The organism is Actinomycetota bacterium (genome assembly GCA_030682655.1).
In the GTDB taxonomy this organism is placed as follows: Bacteria; Actinomycetota; Coriobacteriia; order Anaerosomatales; family JAUXNU01; genus JAUXNU01.
The window spans coordinates 1-16,313 of the sequence record JAUXNU010000160.1 but is presented as its reverse complement, the minus strand read 5'-3'; the positions used below and the strand labels follow the sequence as shown (position 1 = coordinate 16,313).

The 16,313-nt window shown below is 64.0% G+C and carries 20 protein-coding genes; 7 read left to right on the top strand and 13 right to left on the bottom strand.

Annotated features, from left to right (window positions below):
* Positions 1 to 5 precede the first annotated feature (5 nt).
* The 3 genes from Q8K99_10540 to Q8K99_10530 all read left to right on the top strand — a co-directional run bounded on the left by Q8K99_10540 (position 6) and on the right by Q8K99_10530 (position 4,444).
* Entirely contained in the window at positions 6 to 1,985 is a 1,980-nt protein-coding gene (locus Q8K99_10540; protein ID MDP2182990.1) for a hypothetical protein, read from the top strand.
* An 885-nt stretch (positions 1,986 to 2,870) separates the two neighbouring features.
* Positions 2,871 to 3,167 carry a hypothetical protein gene (locus Q8K99_10535; GenBank protein MDP2182989.1) on the top strand — a complete coding sequence of 99 codons (297 nt, stop codon included), beginning with the start codon at positions 2,871 to 2,873 and terminating at the stop codon, positions 3,165 to 3,167.
* 50 nt (positions 3,168 to 3,217) lie between these two features.
* On the top strand, positions 3,218 to 4,444 hold the full coding sequence (locus Q8K99_10530) for a hypothetical protein (protein MDP2182988.1): 1,227 nt from the start codon (positions 3,218 to 3,220) through the stop codon (positions 4,442 to 4,444).
* Between the two features lie 17 nt (positions 4,445 to 4,461).
* On the opposite strand, the gene Q8K99_10525 is transcribed toward Q8K99_10530, so the two are convergent.
* The 12 genes from Q8K99_10525 to Q8K99_10470 all read right to left on the bottom strand — a co-directional run bounded on the left by Q8K99_10525 (position 4,462) and on the right by Q8K99_10470 (position 12,101).
* Entirely contained in the window at positions 4,462 to 5,226 is a 765-nt protein-coding gene (locus Q8K99_10525) for an SDR family oxidoreductase (GenBank protein ID MDP2182987.1), read from the bottom strand.
* 153 nt (positions 5,227 to 5,379) lie between these two features.
* On the bottom strand, positions 5,380 to 5,646 hold the full coding sequence (locus tag Q8K99_10520; GenBank protein MDP2182986.1) for a type II toxin-antitoxin system RelE/ParE family toxin: 267 nt from the start codon (positions 5,644 to 5,646) through the stop codon (positions 5,380 to 5,382).
* Between the two features lie 3 nt (positions 5,647 to 5,649).
* Positions 5,650 to 5,925 (bottom strand): type II toxin-antitoxin system Phd/YefM family antitoxin, encoded by a 276-nt coding sequence (locus Q8K99_10515; protein ID MDP2182985.1) that lies wholly within the window; start codon positions 5,923 to 5,925, stop codon positions 5,650 to 5,652.
* Between the two features lie 99 nt (positions 5,926 to 6,024).
* Positions 6,025 to 6,195 carry a hypothetical protein gene (locus Q8K99_10510; GenBank protein ID MDP2182984.1) on the bottom strand — a complete coding sequence of 57 codons (171 nt, stop codon included), beginning with the start codon at positions 6,193 to 6,195 and terminating at the stop codon, positions 6,025 to 6,027.
* A gap of 63 nt (positions 6,196 to 6,258) precedes the next feature.
* Positions 6,259 to 6,894, bottom strand: a complete 636-nt coding sequence (locus tag Q8K99_10505) for a dienelactone hydrolase family protein (protein ID MDP2182983.1) — start codon at positions 6,892 to 6,894, stop codon at positions 6,259 to 6,261.
* A gap of 119 nt (positions 6,895 to 7,013) precedes the next feature.
* Positions 7,014 to 7,439, bottom strand: coding sequence for a hypothetical protein (locus Q8K99_10500; protein MDP2182982.1), 426 nt, complete (start codon positions 7,437 to 7,439; stop codon positions 7,014 to 7,016).
* Positions 7,429 to 8,244 (bottom strand): type II toxin-antitoxin system prevent-host-death family antitoxin, encoded by an 816-nt coding sequence (locus Q8K99_10495; protein ID MDP2182981.1) that lies wholly within the window; start codon positions 8,242 to 8,244, stop codon positions 7,429 to 7,431. Before Q8K99_10495 ends, Q8K99_10500 begins: the two co-directional genes overlap by 11 nt.
* A gap of 189 nt (positions 8,245 to 8,433) precedes the next feature.
* On the bottom strand, positions 8,434 to 9,246 hold the full coding sequence (locus Q8K99_10490; protein ID MDP2182980.1) for a type IV toxin-antitoxin system AbiEi family antitoxin: 813 nt from the start codon (positions 9,244 to 9,246) through the stop codon (positions 8,434 to 8,436).
* 146 nt (positions 9,247 to 9,392) lie between these two features.
* Positions 9,393 to 10,484, bottom strand: a complete 1,092-nt coding sequence (locus Q8K99_10485) for a nucleotidyl transferase AbiEii/AbiGii toxin family protein (protein MDP2182979.1) — start codon at positions 10,482 to 10,484, stop codon at positions 9,393 to 9,395.
* Positions 10,481 to 11,284 (bottom strand): hypothetical protein, encoded by an 804-nt coding sequence (locus tag Q8K99_10480; GenBank protein ID MDP2182978.1) that lies wholly within the window; start codon positions 11,282 to 11,284, stop codon positions 10,481 to 10,483. Before Q8K99_10480 ends, Q8K99_10485 begins: the two co-directional genes overlap by 4 nt.
* Positions 11,285 to 11,400: 116 nt before the next feature.
* Entirely contained in the window at positions 11,401 to 11,805 is a 405-nt protein-coding gene (locus Q8K99_10475; protein MDP2182977.1) for a type II toxin-antitoxin system VapC family toxin, read from the bottom strand.
* Positions 11,802 to 12,101: a ribbon-helix-helix protein, CopG family gene (locus tag Q8K99_10470; GenBank protein MDP2182976.1), complete on the bottom strand. Its 300-nt coding sequence runs from the start codon at positions 12,099 to 12,101 to the stop codon at positions 11,802 to 11,804. The genes Q8K99_10475 and Q8K99_10470 overlap by 4 nt, the downstream gene beginning before the upstream one ends.
* A 231-nt stretch (positions 12,102 to 12,332) precedes the next feature.
* Between Q8K99_10470 and Q8K99_10465 the strand changes: the two genes are divergently transcribed.
* Together Q8K99_10465 and Q8K99_10460 are read left to right on the top strand one after the other, a co-directional pair.
* Positions 12,333 to 12,605 carry a DUF1778 domain-containing protein gene (locus Q8K99_10465; protein ID MDP2182975.1) on the top strand — a complete coding sequence of 91 codons (273 nt, stop codon included), beginning with the start codon at positions 12,333 to 12,335 and terminating at the stop codon, positions 12,603 to 12,605.
* Positions 12,595 to 13,101, top strand: coding sequence for a GNAT family N-acetyltransferase (locus tag Q8K99_10460; GenBank protein MDP2182974.1), 507 nt, complete (start codon positions 12,595 to 12,597; stop codon positions 13,099 to 13,101). The genes Q8K99_10465 and Q8K99_10460 overlap by 11 nt, the downstream gene beginning before the upstream one ends.
* A 234-nt stretch (positions 13,102 to 13,335) precedes the next feature.
* Here the strand turns inward: Q8K99_10460 and Q8K99_10455 are convergent, their stop codons facing one another.
* Positions 13,336 to 14,139, bottom strand: coding sequence for a type IV toxin-antitoxin system AbiEi family antitoxin (locus Q8K99_10455; GenBank protein ID MDP2182973.1), 804 nt, complete (start codon positions 14,137 to 14,139; stop codon positions 13,336 to 13,338).
* Positions 14,140 to 14,534: 395 nt separating this feature from the next.
* On the opposite strand from Q8K99_10455, the gene Q8K99_10450 reads away from it, so the two are divergent.
* Together Q8K99_10450 and Q8K99_10445 are read left to right on the top strand one after the other, a co-directional pair.
* On the top strand, positions 14,535 to 14,873 hold the full coding sequence (locus Q8K99_10450; protein ID MDP2182972.1) for a helix-turn-helix transcriptional regulator: 339 nt from the start codon (positions 14,535 to 14,537) through the stop codon (positions 14,871 to 14,873).
* Positions 14,867 to 16,207: a type II toxin-antitoxin system HipA family toxin gene (locus Q8K99_10445; GenBank protein MDP2182971.1), complete on the top strand. Its 1,341-nt coding sequence runs from the start codon at positions 14,867 to 14,869 to the stop codon at positions 16,205 to 16,207. Before Q8K99_10450 ends, Q8K99_10445 begins: the two co-directional genes overlap by 7 nt.
* Positions 16,208 to 16,313 lie beyond the last annotated feature (106 nt).

Here is a 16,313-nt window from a genome sequence, read left to right as displayed (position 1 = left end):
ACTGCATGACCCAAAGAACGCGGGCCGCAGTCATCTCTGTCCTCATTGCGATGGCCCTCATCATCGCAGTCCCGGCTTTCGCAGGCGCTGCCGACCCCACCGTCATCGACCCCGCCACCGGTGCGTCCACCTGGACGTACCAGGATCTCTACGACGTGAGCACCAAGTACGAAGGCGGCTACGCCGAGTTCGACAACAGCGGCGAGACCACCTACTCGGCCAGCCCGCATGGCGGCTACAACACCACGACCAACAAGTGCAAGGTGTGCCACGCCGTCCACCGTGCCGAGGGCGCCTACCACCTGCTGCGCGCCGACAGCCAGGACGATGCCTGCTCCTACTGCCACATCGGTTCCGCGCACTCATCCAAGGTCGTCTACGACCTCAACCCCGACGGCATCTACACCGAGAACGGCCATACCATCGGCGCGCAGGCTCAGATTCCGAACTCGACCACCTCCCAGGCGGCCGAGGCCGTGACGCTCACGACCACGGACGCCGATGGAAACACTGTCACGGAGACGATCTACGTTCGCAGCTACAGCGACCAGAAGCTCGAGATGTACCGCTTCACCCGCCACCACGGCCAAAGCGCCTTCGGCACCGGTCGCGACGGCTACCAGAAGATCGGCCCGGTCGCCCTGACCTGCATGAACTGTCACCAGACCCACAACGCCACGGCGCAGATCTGGCGTCCCTACGCGATCGACCCTGTCACCAGCCAGACGACCACCACCCGGAGCAGCGGCTACAAGCTGCTCAAGCTCTTCCCCTCCGGCTCGACCACCGGCACCCCCAACGCCTACAACAGCTACGAGCCCGGCCAGGTCGTCGCTGTCCCCGAGACCACGCTCACGGCCGGCGTCAACTACAGCCAGACCGCATCTGCCGAGGACGTGAGCACCGACCCGGCCTTCCCCGCCGGCACCTACGCCCAGCCCCTCTGGATCGCACAGCAGATCGGCCCCGCAGCCGGACAGGAACTTGGCTCCCGCCGCGACGCCAACACCGTCAACACCGCCGCGCTGTCCGTTTGGTGCGCCGACTGCCACAACCTCAACATCGGTGGTTCGACGTCCTTGGCCCCCGAGCTCGGCTTCAAAGCCCACACCGAGCGCACCCATCCGGCCCCGTACGTGGGGGCGTTCCGCGGACCCGGCCAGTGCTACAGCTGTCACCGCAACGATCTGCCGCGTATCGCCACGGGCGACGCGTGCTCGCAGTGTCACTACGGCACCGGCAACTACGCCAAGAACCGCCAGGACCCCACTCACTACGAGTATGTGGACTCCGACTTCCCGCACTCCGGCGAGGCCGGCGACTACAAGATGCTCGGCAGCTACTCGGTCGATGTGGCCGGGCTGAACCCGACCACGATCGACGAGACCGTCACGGTCGGTCCGGGCAACCTGGACGCCGTGTGTTTGCGCTGCCACTGGGTTCCCCAGCAGTATCACGACACCGGGGAAACGGGAGCCTCCGGTCACGACGTTCCGGCGGCCTACGCCGCGTGCACCGTCTGCCACAACGCCGGCGGCGTGACCGACATCCACGCGACCGCTCCCGATGGCTGCTACTCATGCCACGACGCACCGACGCTCACCAGTGACTGCGGCACGTGCCACCCCGACAATTCGTCGCGCACTGATACGAGGCCGCCCAGCACACCGCAACACCGGGCGTCGGCTACGTCGAGGCATTCGACAGCGGCCACGACTATCTCACCGGCAGTGTCGGAATCGACGCCGCCTGCACCACCTGTCACGTCGTCGAGCTCGGTCCGGTGCACGGCAACCAGTGCTCGACGTGTCACCCGACGCCGTACGACACACTCTCCGGATCGTGGTCCGGCGGCTGCCAACAGGGCGGATGCCACACGACGTATCACGACGGCCCGTACTTCGGTCATTGGGACGCCGAGGACGCCAACCAGTGCAACCAGTGTCATCCGGTTTCATGGGACCCCCGCCCGCAGGACTGCCTGAACTGCCACGCGACGCCTGCCAGCGCATCACCACCGGTAACGACGTCTGACGCGGCCGCGTCCTACGACGGCGCGGGTAACATCAGGTTCTCGATAACCAAGGCGGGCAAGGTCGCCGTCGGCACGACGTACTACAAGATCGATGGCGGAGCGACCGCGACGGGCTCGAGCGTCCTCGTGACGGCACCCGGCGCGCATACTCTCGAGTTCTGGTCGGTAGACCAGAACGGCCTCACAGAGACGATTCACAAGACGGCCAACTACACGATCGTGGCCGACACGACCCCGCCGTCAACAACTTCGAACGCGCAGCCGGCCTACTGGACGAACGCACTTATCACGCTGACGGCGACAGATGCGAGCACGCTCGGTGTGAAGGCGACCTACTACATCCTCGACGGCGGAGCGACCAAGACGGGCACGTCCATCTCGATAGCAAAGCCCGCGAGCGGAACGGTGACTCACACGCTCGTGTTCTGGTCCGTGGACTGGTCGGGCAACGTCGAGTCCCAGCACAGCGTGAGCTTCGACATGACGGGCGGCACCGGCACCATCCGTCTCGTGTGGGGTAGCAGCGACACCGGCTCACCACCGGGCCCGGGCACCGCAATGGCCTGGACCATCCGCCGCGGCACGCCGGGTGGAACGATCGTGTCTACCGGCTCGGCCGCCTACCCGTGGAGCGGCGTGAACAACGTCGTGCTGCCCGTGAGCAACCAGCCATATTTCGTCACCGTCGACTGGGACGACCCGGACTGGTACGTCGAGTGGGACCAGACGTACTTCCCGAACATCTACCTGTCGACCGACGGCCAGGTCGTGCGGCTGTCGTATTAGGTGCGCCGCCCTTGACCGCAAGGCACGCTCCTTGCTTTGATGCAGCGTGATGAACAACAACTTAAACAAGTTCTCCGCGATCGCCCTGATGCTCATCGTCAGCATGATCGCCCTGATAGCGTGCGCCGATGGCTTGTGCGCGTCGTGCGAGCGCGTCTTCTACACCCGTTCCGATCGCTCCAGGCGGCCTCTCGCGCGACTGGTGCGGGGGCTCCTTGGCGGGCTGGCTCGTGTGACGTCGCCTGTGGGCGCATCGTCAGTGCTCGCATGCCAAGGACCGCGCGCGGCCCTTGCCCCGGACCCGTCGTGTGCCGCGCTGCTGAGGGTCTCGGCGCTCAGGATCTGAGCTTCGGCGCCCCGTTCGTACCGTCGTCGAGTTCAGGACAGGTGATCCCTTTGCGTTTCTCTTCTCGTTTCGTTCTTGTCGCCACCGCGGTGTTGCTGCTGGCCATGGTCGCAGCTCCCGCGTTTGCCGCGCCCGCCGCGTGGCAGATGGTCGACGTGATGCTATTCCCGCAGCAGACCGGCGGGGTCGTGGTCGTCTCGGGCGAACTGCCCACCACGGCATCGCTTCCGGCCGAAGGGGAGCTGGCCGTCCCGGCAGGCTCCCAGATCCAGTGGGTCGGCGAAATCCTTGGCGGGCCGACTGCAGAAGACCCGAACATGGCCTACACCAAGACCACCGTCAACGGTATGGACGTCTACAGCTTCACGCTGACGAAGTCGCGCGTCGCCCAGGTCGAGATCGTGGCCGCCGACGGCCCGGCTTTCGACGGGACCGCCTACACGTCGACGCTTAATTGGGTGTCAGCGCAGGATGTGCCCGAGGTCAGGCTCGCGATCCAGCTGCCAAAGGGCTCGCAGGTCGTGGCAACAGCGGAAGGCGCCACGCTCGCCCCCGGCGACGAGACGTACAACTACTACACCAAGACCGTGAGGGGCGTGAAGGCCGGCGACGCGCTGGGTCTCACCGTGGGCTACACGGTGCCGGCAGCTCCCGCCGGTTCGGCGGCCCCCGCCACCACGGGCACCAATCCGGCGCTGCCGATCATCCTGGTGCTCGGCGGCATCGCAGTGGCCGTCCTGCTGCTGGTCATGACGCGCCGCAAGACACCCGCGAGTTCGCCCGATGCCGAGGCACCCGCAGTCGCTCTGGGCGAGTACGCCGAAGTGGTCGAGCGCGCCGGACTCCCCCCAGAACTCCCCGCCGACGAAGAAGCCCCGACGCCCGAGCACAGCCGGACCGGAGCGACAGCCCGGACGAAAGCCACGGCAGCGATCATCGGGGTCATCGTGATTCTGGCCGTAGTCATCGCGACGCAGACGACGAAGCCCCAGCAGGTCGGCGACACGATCAGCCAGACGTTCACGCCCGGAGAGCCGTGCACCGTCGCGACGATCCCGCTGGTCGTGGCCGACGGTGCGGACCCCCAGGCCACCGCCGACGCGCTGTTTGCAGCGCTCAAGCCAATGGTCGGGCTCAACACGGCCACCTACAACATCAAGACATCGAGCATCGAGGTCGGCTTCTGCGATTCGGAGACTTCGGAGGCCGTAGTCAGGCAAGCTCTTGCGGCAACCGGTCTCGTAGCGGAAGGCGGAGCCCCCGCGCCGACGCCGTAGCGCCGACGCGGCTCGCGCTACGCGCTCAGCCAGCCTGCATCGGCCGGAACGATTGCACCGTTGATCATCGATGACTCATCGGAGACCAGGAACAGCGCCAGGTTCGCGATGTCGGTAGCCTTGAGCTGGCCCGGGATCGCCGCGTAGTAGGTGTTGCAGCGTGCCGAGCCCGCCTCGTCCATCTTGGTCGGATCGACGCTTGCCATGATGTTGGTCTCGACCGCGCCAGCCGCGATCGCGTTGCAGCGGATGCCCTCCTGGCAGTACCGGAACGCCGTCTGCTTGGTCAGGCCCACGATCCCATGCTTGGAGACCGTGTAGGCCAGGCCCGCCGCGCCGCCGCCAACGCCGGCGACCGAAGCGGTGTTGACGATCGCGCCCCCGCCGCTGGCCTTCATCGCCGGAATCGCCTTGCGCGTCAGGTACATCGGGCCGTTCAGGTTGATGCCAAGGACGCGCTCCCACATCTCGTTCGTGACCTCGGCGGCGCCCTGGTTGTTGTCCATGACGCCGGCGTTGTTGCAGAGGATGTCGATCTTGCCGTAGGTCTCAACCGCCTTGTCGATGATGGCTTCGGCCTGCGCCTGGTCGGCGACGTTGCCCTGGATGCCAACGATCGTGCCACCGGCCGCGCTCACTTCGGCAACCGCCGCGTCGAGCGCTTCCTGGTTCCAGTCGGCCGCGACGACCTTGGCGCCTTCCTTGGTGAAGAGGTCTGCCATGGCGCGCCCCATGCCGGAAGCCGCGCCGGTGATAACCGCTACCTTGCCCTCGAGTCGCATGTCCAACCCCTTCCTGACTGCGCCTTGCGGACAAGCCGCGCGACGCGATCGGTGTCCCGATGCAGGACGTGTGTGTCCTTGGATTGTTCCCAAAGGCGGAGCGTGGCAGCAGCAGTGCACCGGCCGCGGCTCCGCACCGGCGCGCGAGACGCGCTACCGCCTCCTGTACACGTCCGCCCGGTGGTCGATCCGCACCACGCGAACCACGCAGGTGTCCTCGATGCGGTAGACGATGCGATACGCACCCCGACGAGCCGCACGATAGCCCTCGAGCTCGAGCTTCAGGGGCTTGCCGACGCGCGTCGGATTGGCGAGCAACGGCCCGGTCAGGAACTCGACGATGGCGGCAGCTGCGGCCTCCGGCAAGCGCGCGAGAGCGCGCTCGGCGGATGCGGCGACCCGGAGTTCGTAGGCCTCCACGGCCTACTCCTTCGTCAGATACTTGGCGCGCAGCTCGGCTGCCGTGAGGTACTCGCCGCGGTCGATCTCGCCCTCGGCAGCGCGAATCTCGTCGAGCGCACCGGGCGTGGAGAGGATGTCGAGCGTCTCCTCGAGACTCGCGAGGTCGCCCGGGCTCAGGATCACGGCGACGGGCCGGCCGTGGCGGGTGATCACCACGCGCTCGTGCTGGCCCTCCACGAGATCGACGATCTCGGAGAGGTGCGCTTTGACATCGGCAAGTGAGCGTGTCTCAGACATGACCAGTATTATGGTCATATTGGCCGAGGAGGGCAAGTGGGTTCGTGTCAGCCGAGGAGCGCCGGATGCTGAGGCGACGTCGCGCAAGCCTCGAGCGCGTCAGGCGTCATCGGAACCGCCAATCACATCGATGTGCGGACCGGCGAGCACCGATTGCACGAAGTGGTTGCCTTCGTCCCGCTTCTTCGCAGACTCGTCGGACCGGTAGGAGACGACGCCGATTTCACGGCCGAGCTCGCGCTGCGGCGCCGCGATCGGTTCGACGAGCACATCGTCGGTGAGATCTTGCTGCTCAGAGGCTTGTTTTATGCGGCGCGACTACTCGTCTCAGCGCTACGGCATCCAGGTCTCGAACCAGCCGCGTGCAAGGGCCGCGACCTGGTCGAGCGCTCCCGACTCCTCGAACAGATGCGTCGCCCCCGGCACGATCTGCAGCTCGACGGTGCGCGGCATCTGAAGCATCGCCTGACGATTCATGCCAAGGACTTGCGTGTCCGCCCCTCCGACGATCAGCAGCGTCGGCGCGGTGACGCCGCGCAGTGCCGGGCCTGCGAGGTCCGGCCTGCCACCCCGGCTGACGACCACCGCGATGTCAGAGCGCGTCGAGGCCGAGACGAGTGCGGCAGCCGCCCCGGTGCTTGCTCCGAAATAGCCGACCGCGAGATCGCGCGTGGCTTCCTGGGAGCGCACCCACTCCGTGGCGGCTTCGAGCCGACCGGCGAGCAGCCCGATGTTGAAGCGGGTCTCGTAGTTGGCGTCTTCCTCCGACGTGAGCAGGTCGAAGAGCAGCGTGCCGAAGCGCTCCGACGCGCGCAAGGCGTCCGCGACGCGCCGGTTGCGCGGGCTCATGCGCGATGAGCCGCTTCCGTGCGCGAAGACGACGATGCCGGTCGCGGTGTCCGGAACGATGAGGTCACCCTCGAGGCCGACGGGACCGATGGGGATGGTGATTGTGGTGGTGTCGAACATGTGAGACGCCCCCTCAGGCGTGTCCGCGCGCGCGGGAGATACAGCGTGTGAGGGGATTATGCCCGGCCCGCCACAATCCGCACCTGCGGGTGTCGCCCGTGCGCTCGCGCGTCGCAGAGTCAGCCGAGGAGCTCCGCGTGCTTCTCCGCGAGCCACCCGCGCATGAGCACCTCGAACTGCTCCACCCTGCCAAGGAGTGCCTGCACGTCGTCGTCATCCACGAGTCCGGCAGCGTCGTATTGCGTGGAGTTGCGCCGTTTGCGAGCGGCATCGAGAGCGTCCACGCTCGGCTGCACGCCCGAGCCCATGTAGAACGGAACCGCGCGCAGGGTGTCCAGATGGTTCTCGCCGCCTTTCGCGCGCACCCCAGATGCCCTGATCACTACCTTCGCCAGCAAGAAGCCGGCGGTGTATGCGTGCATGTAGCGGCCGTCCGCACTCTGGCCGAGGACGCGCGCGTCGCTCATGGCAACCTCGAAGCGCTCCAGCAGATCGGCGATCTCCTGAGGCGACGTCGCGCGGGGCTCGAGTGCGTCAGGCGTCATCGGAACCGCCGATCACAACTATTCGCGGACCGGCGAGCACCGACTGCACGAAGTGGTTGCCCTCGTCGCGCTTCTTCGCGAACTCGTCGGGCCGGTAGGAGACGACGTCGACCTCACGGCCAAGCTCGCGCTGCGCCGCAGCGATCGGCTCGACGAGCGCATCGTCGGATACCTCGCCAACGACGAGCAGATCGATGTCGCTGCCTATCATGTCCTCACCGGACGCGGCGGAGCCAAAGATGAGAGCCCGTGCGATCGGCTGCCTCAGCCCCGAGAGGTGCCGTGCGATGACCTCGGCGATCCCCATCTCGCGTGACATCAGTGACCGCAGGTCCTCGAAGCGATCGGTGCGCACCGCGGAGTAGTAGCGTCGATTGCCGTTGCGTTCGGACGCGATGAGCCCCAGGCCCTCCAAGCGATCGAGCGCGATCTGTGCCGAGCGCAGCCCGACGTCTGCCCTGCGCGCTATCTCGCGCTGGTAGAGGCTCGCCGCCGGATCCTGCAGGAAGACCGACAGCACGGCCCGCATCGCACCCGTGCCAAGGAGGCGTGCCAGAGGAGTCGGCGGCTCGAATCTCCGAGGGTCCTTCGTCGCAGTCGCGTAGGCGACCGGGTCCTCATGCGTCATGGGCGGTTCGGTGACGCGCGCGGCCGCGGAGTCACCGGCACTTCCGAGAGTCGCAACTGGCTTCCCGCGGCGCGTGATAGTCACGGTGGTGCCGGCCTCGACATCGTCGAGGACCGAACTGAGCTGCCCGGCGAGTTCACTCACCGAGATTGACGTGTGTGCTTTCTGCGAAGTCATATGACTCAACTCCTTAGTCGCTTGACTAAGGTTATAGTAGAACGACTCCCCGACGCGGTCAATACTAGTCAGCACAAGACAGAGTGCAACTTGACATCACAATCTGTGAGGTCAAGGGAGATCTTGCTGCTCAGAGGCTTGTCTTGGAATCACACAGCCGCTGTGCGCCATGCAGTTGCGCCCGAGGAATCACAGATCGAGCTCCACGTCGACATTCGGGATCACGCGCCACGGGCTTTCGGCGACCTTGCCGGTCACCGAGGCATCGGACGCCAGAGCCACAGGCCGGTATCGTCTCGATGCGAGGACTCTCAGCAGGGGCTCGGCGAGACGCGGTTGCCCGACCTGGTCGAGCACGTAGCCCAGGCGCTGGATGTCCGGGGTCTTGTGTGAGGCGGCTGCAGCCTGGAGCGCGTCGGGTGCAAGTCGCTCGGAGAGTTCCTGCAGCACCATGGCGATGCCACTCCAGCCACCGGCCGCGCCGGGAAACCGAACGAGGTCGAAGGCCGTGGCCTCCGGAGACGAAACGAGCATCGTCCCCGTCTCCGTCCGAACCCGTGCCGCTGGCGTATCACCGACGGAGCCACTCATGTGGAACTCGATCCTCGCGCGGCCGGCGACACCGTCGCGCGTCGGTCGATCGGTGATCACCTGGAAGGCCATCGGCTGCTGATGCGAAGCGCCATGGAGCGCAGCCGCGGACAACAGGCCCACATAGTACGGCTGGCCAAGGAAGCTCATGAGATCGTCGACAAACCACGAGGGCGGCGGTGATCCTGCCGCGCGGTACTCCGTGGGCACGATGACATAGAAGCCGCGCCGAGGCACCACGATCCGACCGCGCCGCTTGAGACGCCTGAGCGCGGCCATGGTTGCCACCTCCGACGCGGAGCGCATCGCCTGCACGTCCTCGAAGGAGAACGTGTACGTGCCCGCTGCCTGAAGCTCCTCGACGAACGTCGAGACGTCTTCTCCAGGCCTTTGAGTGGCTAGACTGTCCATTTCACTTGTGTAATATACCGCTGGCTGTTACTTTGCACAAGCATCTTGGCGTTTGCAGGTCGCACGAGCGCTTCAAACCACCCCGCCTTCCCAGGTGGGCCGCAACAAGGTCGACCCACCAGACTTCGCTCCGTCGCGGTCGGGATTCATTCATCAGCGTTGTCCCGCTCCCCCAAGTCGGCATCGAGCCATTCGTGGTCGATTTGGCGGTTGTACTCGTCGGCGACGGACTCGGCTTGCGTGCGGATGATCGCGTTGCGCTCCTCTCGCGGACGCTTCACCAGCCCGCGCCGGTCGAGGCCCGCCGAGTCAGTCAACCACTTCTGAAGGTTCAAGGTCTTCCACGCCATCACCGGATCGACAGCGGCGCGCTCGAGTACCGTCGGCCAGTCATCAAAGAGCAGCTCGGGGTGGTACTCCGCGCGCTTCTCCAGGTGCTCCATGAACGTCGCCTCTGCGCTGGACAGCGAACTCAGCGGTGTCAGCCAGTGAACGATCGCATCCAGCATCGCTCCGTAGTCCAGAGCCTCGTCAGCTGGCAGCGTCGCGAGGAGCGGCTCCGTGAACTCGGGTGATTGGTCGCGGAATCTCTCGACTGCGACAACCGGATCCCTTAGGAATGGAAACGGATCCGCCGCACACAGTGCCCTAATCGCGAGTGCGCGGGCGAGCGGGTCATCGAACAGGCGCGGGCGAGAGCTGGACAACCGAAATAGGTCATACAGGTCCCGCGCGGCCATCCGCGCCATCATCGCCTTCACCTTGCCGGCAGCCAGCTCCTCAAGTCGCAGCACGGGGAAGACCATCTGGGGGTCCGCGAAACCGCACACACGGAGTTCGGGCTCGAGCAGGGCGACGCGGCCAAGGTAGCTGATGTCGACCTTGAGGTAGTCGCCAGGGTATTTGACGCGATACGTCTGACCGCTGTGTTCATCGTTCGTCGCTTGGACGGCATACCCGAGTGCACTCACTACGTCACGGAATCGGCCATCGATCTCCGGCCGCTTGGCCTGCATTCTCCCCACATCGATCGCCCCCACGAACATGAGGTCGATATCAACGGAGAGCCGCGGCGCACGCGCATGGAAGATGTTCAGGGCAGTGCCGCCATGGAGCACGAACTCGTCGCGCAAGACCGGATCGTCCCGGAGCGCCGAAAGCACCTCCAGCATCCGCTCGACCTTGTCGACAACCGCAGGTGCGAAGCCGATGGGTAGCGTGAGAATCGGTCGCGTCATCCTCGCACCCACTCGTCTATCGGAAGGTCGGCAGGCACGTAAAGTCGCCACCGGGACACAAACTCCTGATCCATTGCGCTCGGGAGCAGCCGATAGGTGCCCCGACCAACTGACTCCTGCATACGATTCAGCACAGACACGTCGACGTGCCAACGATCCGCGAAGAGCTCCAGCACCCAACCCGCTCGAGCCGTCAGAGTCGGTGAAGACAGCAGGTCGACGTAGCGCGCTACGAGCGTCGCCGACATCGATGTGAAGCCGCCGAGACTGCGCAGCAGTTCCTCGAGTCCTCCCGCGAGACGCAGATTGTGCACGCAGTCGACCAGCGTCCGCTCTTTGGTGGTCGCACTCACGATGGCCTCCCCCGCCCTCAGTCGTGTCACGAACTCGTCAAGCCTAGCGTCCGGGTCTGACACCGCGGGAGAAGCAACTCGGCGAAACCGGTAGCCTCGTACCTGAAAGCCACTCACCTTGAACGCGGATGCGAAGTACACGGTACGCAGCGGCGTATGCGCAACACCGTGTGCTTCCAGAGCCGAGTGATGTGAAAGCACGGCATCCGGCGCCGCCTTCGCAGCAACGAGATGAACGTTGGGCACCCGGTCCCGGTACACGCCAAGGTTAGATGCGTACAACCCCCTCTTCAGGCGGTAGGCCTGTTCTCGCGCCACCGCGTTCTGGAGATTCTGATAGCGTGTTCGTTCCGCCACAGTGGGGTCGACCTCAGCCAGGAACTCATCGAGAGTGAAGACCTCGTGAGACTCGAGGTATCGAAGTGTCGATGACGTCTTGGTGTTCATGGTGACTCCCAATACCTATCTCTTTATGTATTCGCAGTCTATCACAACACCGTTTCACCTGTTTCACGATGCTCCCGCCCGATATTGTCGACGCTGTCGGCAATATCTGCCGGCCCCTACGCCCCCACCATCCGCACCCGCGGGTATCGCCCGTGCACTCGCGCGTCGGCCGAGTAGAGCGGGGCGTCGAGCAGATCGGCCAGCCCTGCCGAGAAACCGTCGTAGAGCGTGCACCCGAACTTCTCGCGCACGTCGGCCGCAGCCTCGACCAGCTCGCCGCCAAGGGGGACCGTCACCAACTCAAGCGCCTCGAGGTCCTTCCACACCCGCGGGACGTCCCCCGCGTTCGCGTTTCTCGACGCGACCCGCAGGACCTCGCAGGCAAACAGCGCGTCGACCGCGATGACGATCTCGCCGAGGATATGGCGCGACACGAGTTCTCGGGCCTCGGCCGAACCCGGCTCGTTGCGGAACCACTTCACGCCGACCGACGCGTCGACAACGCAAACCGGTACGCTCACTCGCCCACTCCGCGCCCCTCGGCACGCAAGGCGCGCAGCTTCTCCAGGCTCGATGGCTCAATGGCAGCGCCGGGATCTGCCTCGTATTCCGAGGCGAACCGTTCCATGTCCTCGAGGGCCAGCGTTGCCCCCGCGCGAAACGCGGCGTCCGCCTCGTGGGTGCGGCGCCGGACGACGTAGTCGGCGACCGCTTCTTCCACGAGCGCGCTGCGACTCCGATGCGCCCGCCCGGCAGCGTCGTCCAGCTCGTCGAGGAGCCAGTCCGACAGCGCGACCGCGACCTTCCGTTTGGGCATGGCGACTCCCCGGGCGTTGGATTCATACCATTTGTTCATACCGCCGGAATGGCCGAGAAGTCAAGGCCTCCGATGTCTTGCATATACGAACATATGTTCTATCATGACGACAGGCCGCACCGTGAACGATGGTGAGATTAGGTCGACGCCGGGGGACGGTGTGGGTACAATGTACGTACATCGCGACAGCAGGGAGCGATCTGATTGAATCGAGTTGCGCCAGTGGCAGAGGTGACAAAGAAAAGCGAGCGTCTCAACATTCGCGCTCGCGGTGAGGAAAAGGAGTTCGTCGAGCGGGCCGCTCGCGCCTCTCGTGTGAGCACGAGTCAGTTCGTGATGCAGGCCGCGCTGCGCTCTGCCGAGGACGTGCTCTCCGAGCAGACGCGTTTCGTACTCCCGCCCGATGCTTGGGGTGCGTTTGTCGCCGAGCTCGATCGACCCGCCCGTGAGATCTCCGAGCTGAAGGCCGCGGCGTCGAAGCCGAGTCCGTTCAGTGAGCGATGATCAGCTGTTCGGTCCCGAGCCACTCGGTCCCGATCACGACGCAAGCCAGTTCGACTGCGGCGCCGACTCTCTCAACGAGTTCCTGATCAAGCGCGCCCTTTCGGACCAACAAGCCGACAAGTCACGCACATACGTTGTAGCCCGGCAGAACCGCGTTGTCGGATACTTCAGCGTGGCCGCGGCGAGTATTGAACCGCAGGGTGCCAGCGCACGAGCCGCGAAAGGCCAGGGCGCCCAGGCTATTCCGGGAATACTCATCGGCCGACTGGCCGTCGATCGGGGCGAGCAAGGCCGAGGAATCGGAGAGGCGTTGTTGATCGAGGCGCTGCGCAAGGCGGCAGCCGCCGCAGAGACCATCGGCGCGCGGGTCGTCCTGGTGAACGCCATTCACGAGACAGTGACGGCGTTCTATCTCAGGTACGGTTTCGAAGCTTCTCCGACGGATCCACTGCATCTCATGGTGCTCATGAAGGACGTGCGCAAGACGCTCGGATAGACGACTCACAGCTCCGCGGACTTCGCCCGGCTGTCCAAGAAGGGGCGCAGGGTCTCAGGGCCCGACCCCAGCTTCGATTGCGGGCGACGCACGGCCCCGACCTGTGTGAGTCCACCCTTGAGCAGCCAAGCTCATCGCGTTCGCCGAGCAGATGATCCTGGGCGATGTCTATGATCGCCGGACCGCGTCCACCCTTGCGCCCCTGGAAATGGCGTACGAGATGTCCCTCGGTGATCACTCGCCCCCGACGCTCATTCCGGTCGAGTCGACGACCCCGTACGTGGAGTTGTACCTTCCCGGCGCCTCCCGCGCGCCAAGGTAGTACGGCCCACTTCCCGGTGGCGCGGCCTCGAGGAGATCGGCTGCGAGGTCGGGCCTCTTCCCTTCCTCCAGCAGGTACGCCGCCCGCGCCCATGCGCTTCTCGCCTGACCTTGGAGCTCGCCCATCAATACGCCGACCGAGACGTCCGCTGCGGCCTGGACGATCCACTCGCCCACGTTCGGCCAGTCACGATAACCGCCCGGTTTCGAGGTCATGAACGCGATGAGCGTCTCCACGGACCACGTCGGCAGGCCGTCTTTGACAGCAAACGGGCTCGCCGCCGCCCACCTGACCACCCTGAACGAGGCGAGAGCCTGAGGCGGTCTGACGCCCTCAACCGTGCAAATGACATCCTGCTGCGGACGCCTGCTCGACAGGCCAAGCAGGTATGCCGAGGACTCAGCGGCCACAGCATACGGTGCTGAGGGGTCGCGCCGGAGCGTTGCCCTCAGTTCGATGAGCGGGTCGCCGGCACCAAAGGCCCCCGCGCGTGCGCCGGGTGCGAACTCCCACACACCGCGCGTGGTGAGATCGAGCAGCCATCCGCGGTCGCGAAGACGACGGACGATGAGCGGCACGGGCCAGTCAAGGCCAGCTTCAGCAGCGTACGCGGCCAAGTCCGAGGTGCTCACCACTCTCGGCTGCTCCAATTCCAGATGCTGCACCAAGGGAGCCAGCGCGGGCGATATGTCACGGCTTGCTGTCACTTCAATCACTCATCCTGTCTTCTGGAGACATTTTGAGTGTCATTTGTGACAGCGCGATTGTCAATACGTACGGGCATTCTGTATCAGGTTGCCTGCAGCTCGATTCGTCGGAGAGCGTCGAGCACCACCTCGAACCCGAGCCGCGCATCCCTAGGGGATACGCAACGTAGCACTCCGCATGTTGTTCAACGACAAACTTCAAGTGGGCGATCATCCGCTAGCTGTGCGACTTGATTATGCATCGCAAAGCGCACTTGGGCGGCGCACGTGAAATGCAAGCAGTGCGCTTGATGCTGCAAATCGTGCATCCTGAGGTTTGCACTGCAATATGTATCGGTTACAATGTACACATGCGCTCACGTTACGAGCCCAATATCCACTCAATGTGCAGAATGGATAACATTATGGGACTTGAGAAGATGACTCCAGTTGCCATAGCCGAGGAACTAGGCAATAGGCTCAAGCAAGCGAGGCTCAATGCTGATCTGACTCAAGCTGAGGTGGCATCTCGTGCGGGCCTGAGTAGAAGGACTGTTCTCAACGCTGAGAAGGGAAGAGTTCAGCTGGAGAATCTGGTCGCCATACTGGTCTCAATGGACATGGTGAACCAACTGAATGTGTTTCTGCCCGTGCAAGAGATATCACCCATACAGTTGGCGAAACTCAAAGGTCAAGAACGGCAGCGGGCATCGAAGACAAAGAAGAAGGCGGCTCGAACCAAGGAGGATAGACCCTCGTGGTGATGGATGTCGCCAGCGTGAAATACAGAGAGCAGGATGTCGGCGCTGTCAGTTTCGATACCGAGACGGGTGTCGGTTCGTTCGAGTTCGACCCTCGCTTTGTCAGAACAGGCGTGGAGCTATCGCCCCTGAAGATGCCTCTGTCTCGGAGCATATATTCATTTCCAGAAGCTGATCCAGAAGTGTTCCATGGGTTGCCTGGAATGATAGCGGACTCTTTGCCCGATGATTTCGGCAATGCTGTGCTGGACGCCTGGATGGCCAACCAGGGCAGGTCGACAGCTGACGTCACACCAATAGAGCGCCTCAAGTACACAGGACAGCGTGGCATGGGGGCACTGACTTATCACCCCGCTGCCCGAAGAAAGGGCTTGAACACTTCACAGCCTATTGAGATTGAGTCTTTGGTCTCTGTTGCCCAGGAAATCCTGGATAAACGAGCGCAGTTCCGGGTTCACCTGGGCGAACAGGGCCAACAGGATGAGGAAGCCATGCTAGCGCTGTTGTCTGTGGGTGTGAGTGCAGGCGGTGCTCGGCCGAAAGCGGTCCTCGCGTTCAACGATGACTTCACCCAAGTGCGATCAGGGCAAGCAGACGTGCCGGATGGGTTCACTCATTTCATCATGAAGTTCGACGGCGTCAGCGAACGCATCAGGGACAAGGAAGCCTTTGGCGATCCGATGGGCTATGGAGCAATGGAGTATGTGTATCACCTGATGGCGACCGCCTGTGGGATAGACATGATGCCTTGCCGCCTGCTCAATGAAGGTGATCGACGCCACTTCATTACCCAGCGCTTCGATAGAGATGGCAATGAGAAGCGCCATGTACAAACACTGAATGGTCTCGCGCACATCAGCTACAGACAAGCAGGCTCGTACTCCTACGCCGAGCTGTTCGCTACCGCCAGAGAGCTGGGACTGGGCTCCGATGCTGCAATGCAGATACTCAAACGCTTGGTGTTCAATATTGTTGCCCGCAATCATGACGATCATTCAAAGAACATCGCATTCATGCTCGATGACAAAGACGATTGGCGATTGGCTCCTGCCTACGACTTGGCCTACAGCTACCGGCCTGGAAGCCATTGGGTAAGCAGCCACTGGATGAAGCTCAATGGGAAGCGAGACGACTTCGTGCGAGAAGACTTCTATAGCCTTGAGAAGTTGAGCCCCCTATTCAGCAAGCGGACAATCGATCGGACAATCGACGAGACAACAGAGCATGTGTCGCGATGGAACGACCTGGCCGCCGAACACAGCGTGCCCGCTCCATTACTCAAGACCGTAGGCAAGAATCTACGGCTAGTACTCCAAACCGTAAGTTCGCTCACGTAACCGTCCCTCCTCACGCCGCGGCCCGCACCGCCGTATCCGATAGCTTCGCCATGAGTTCGGCGAGGTCGTCGCGGGTGAACTTCCAGTCGAACGGTGCGGCGATCCC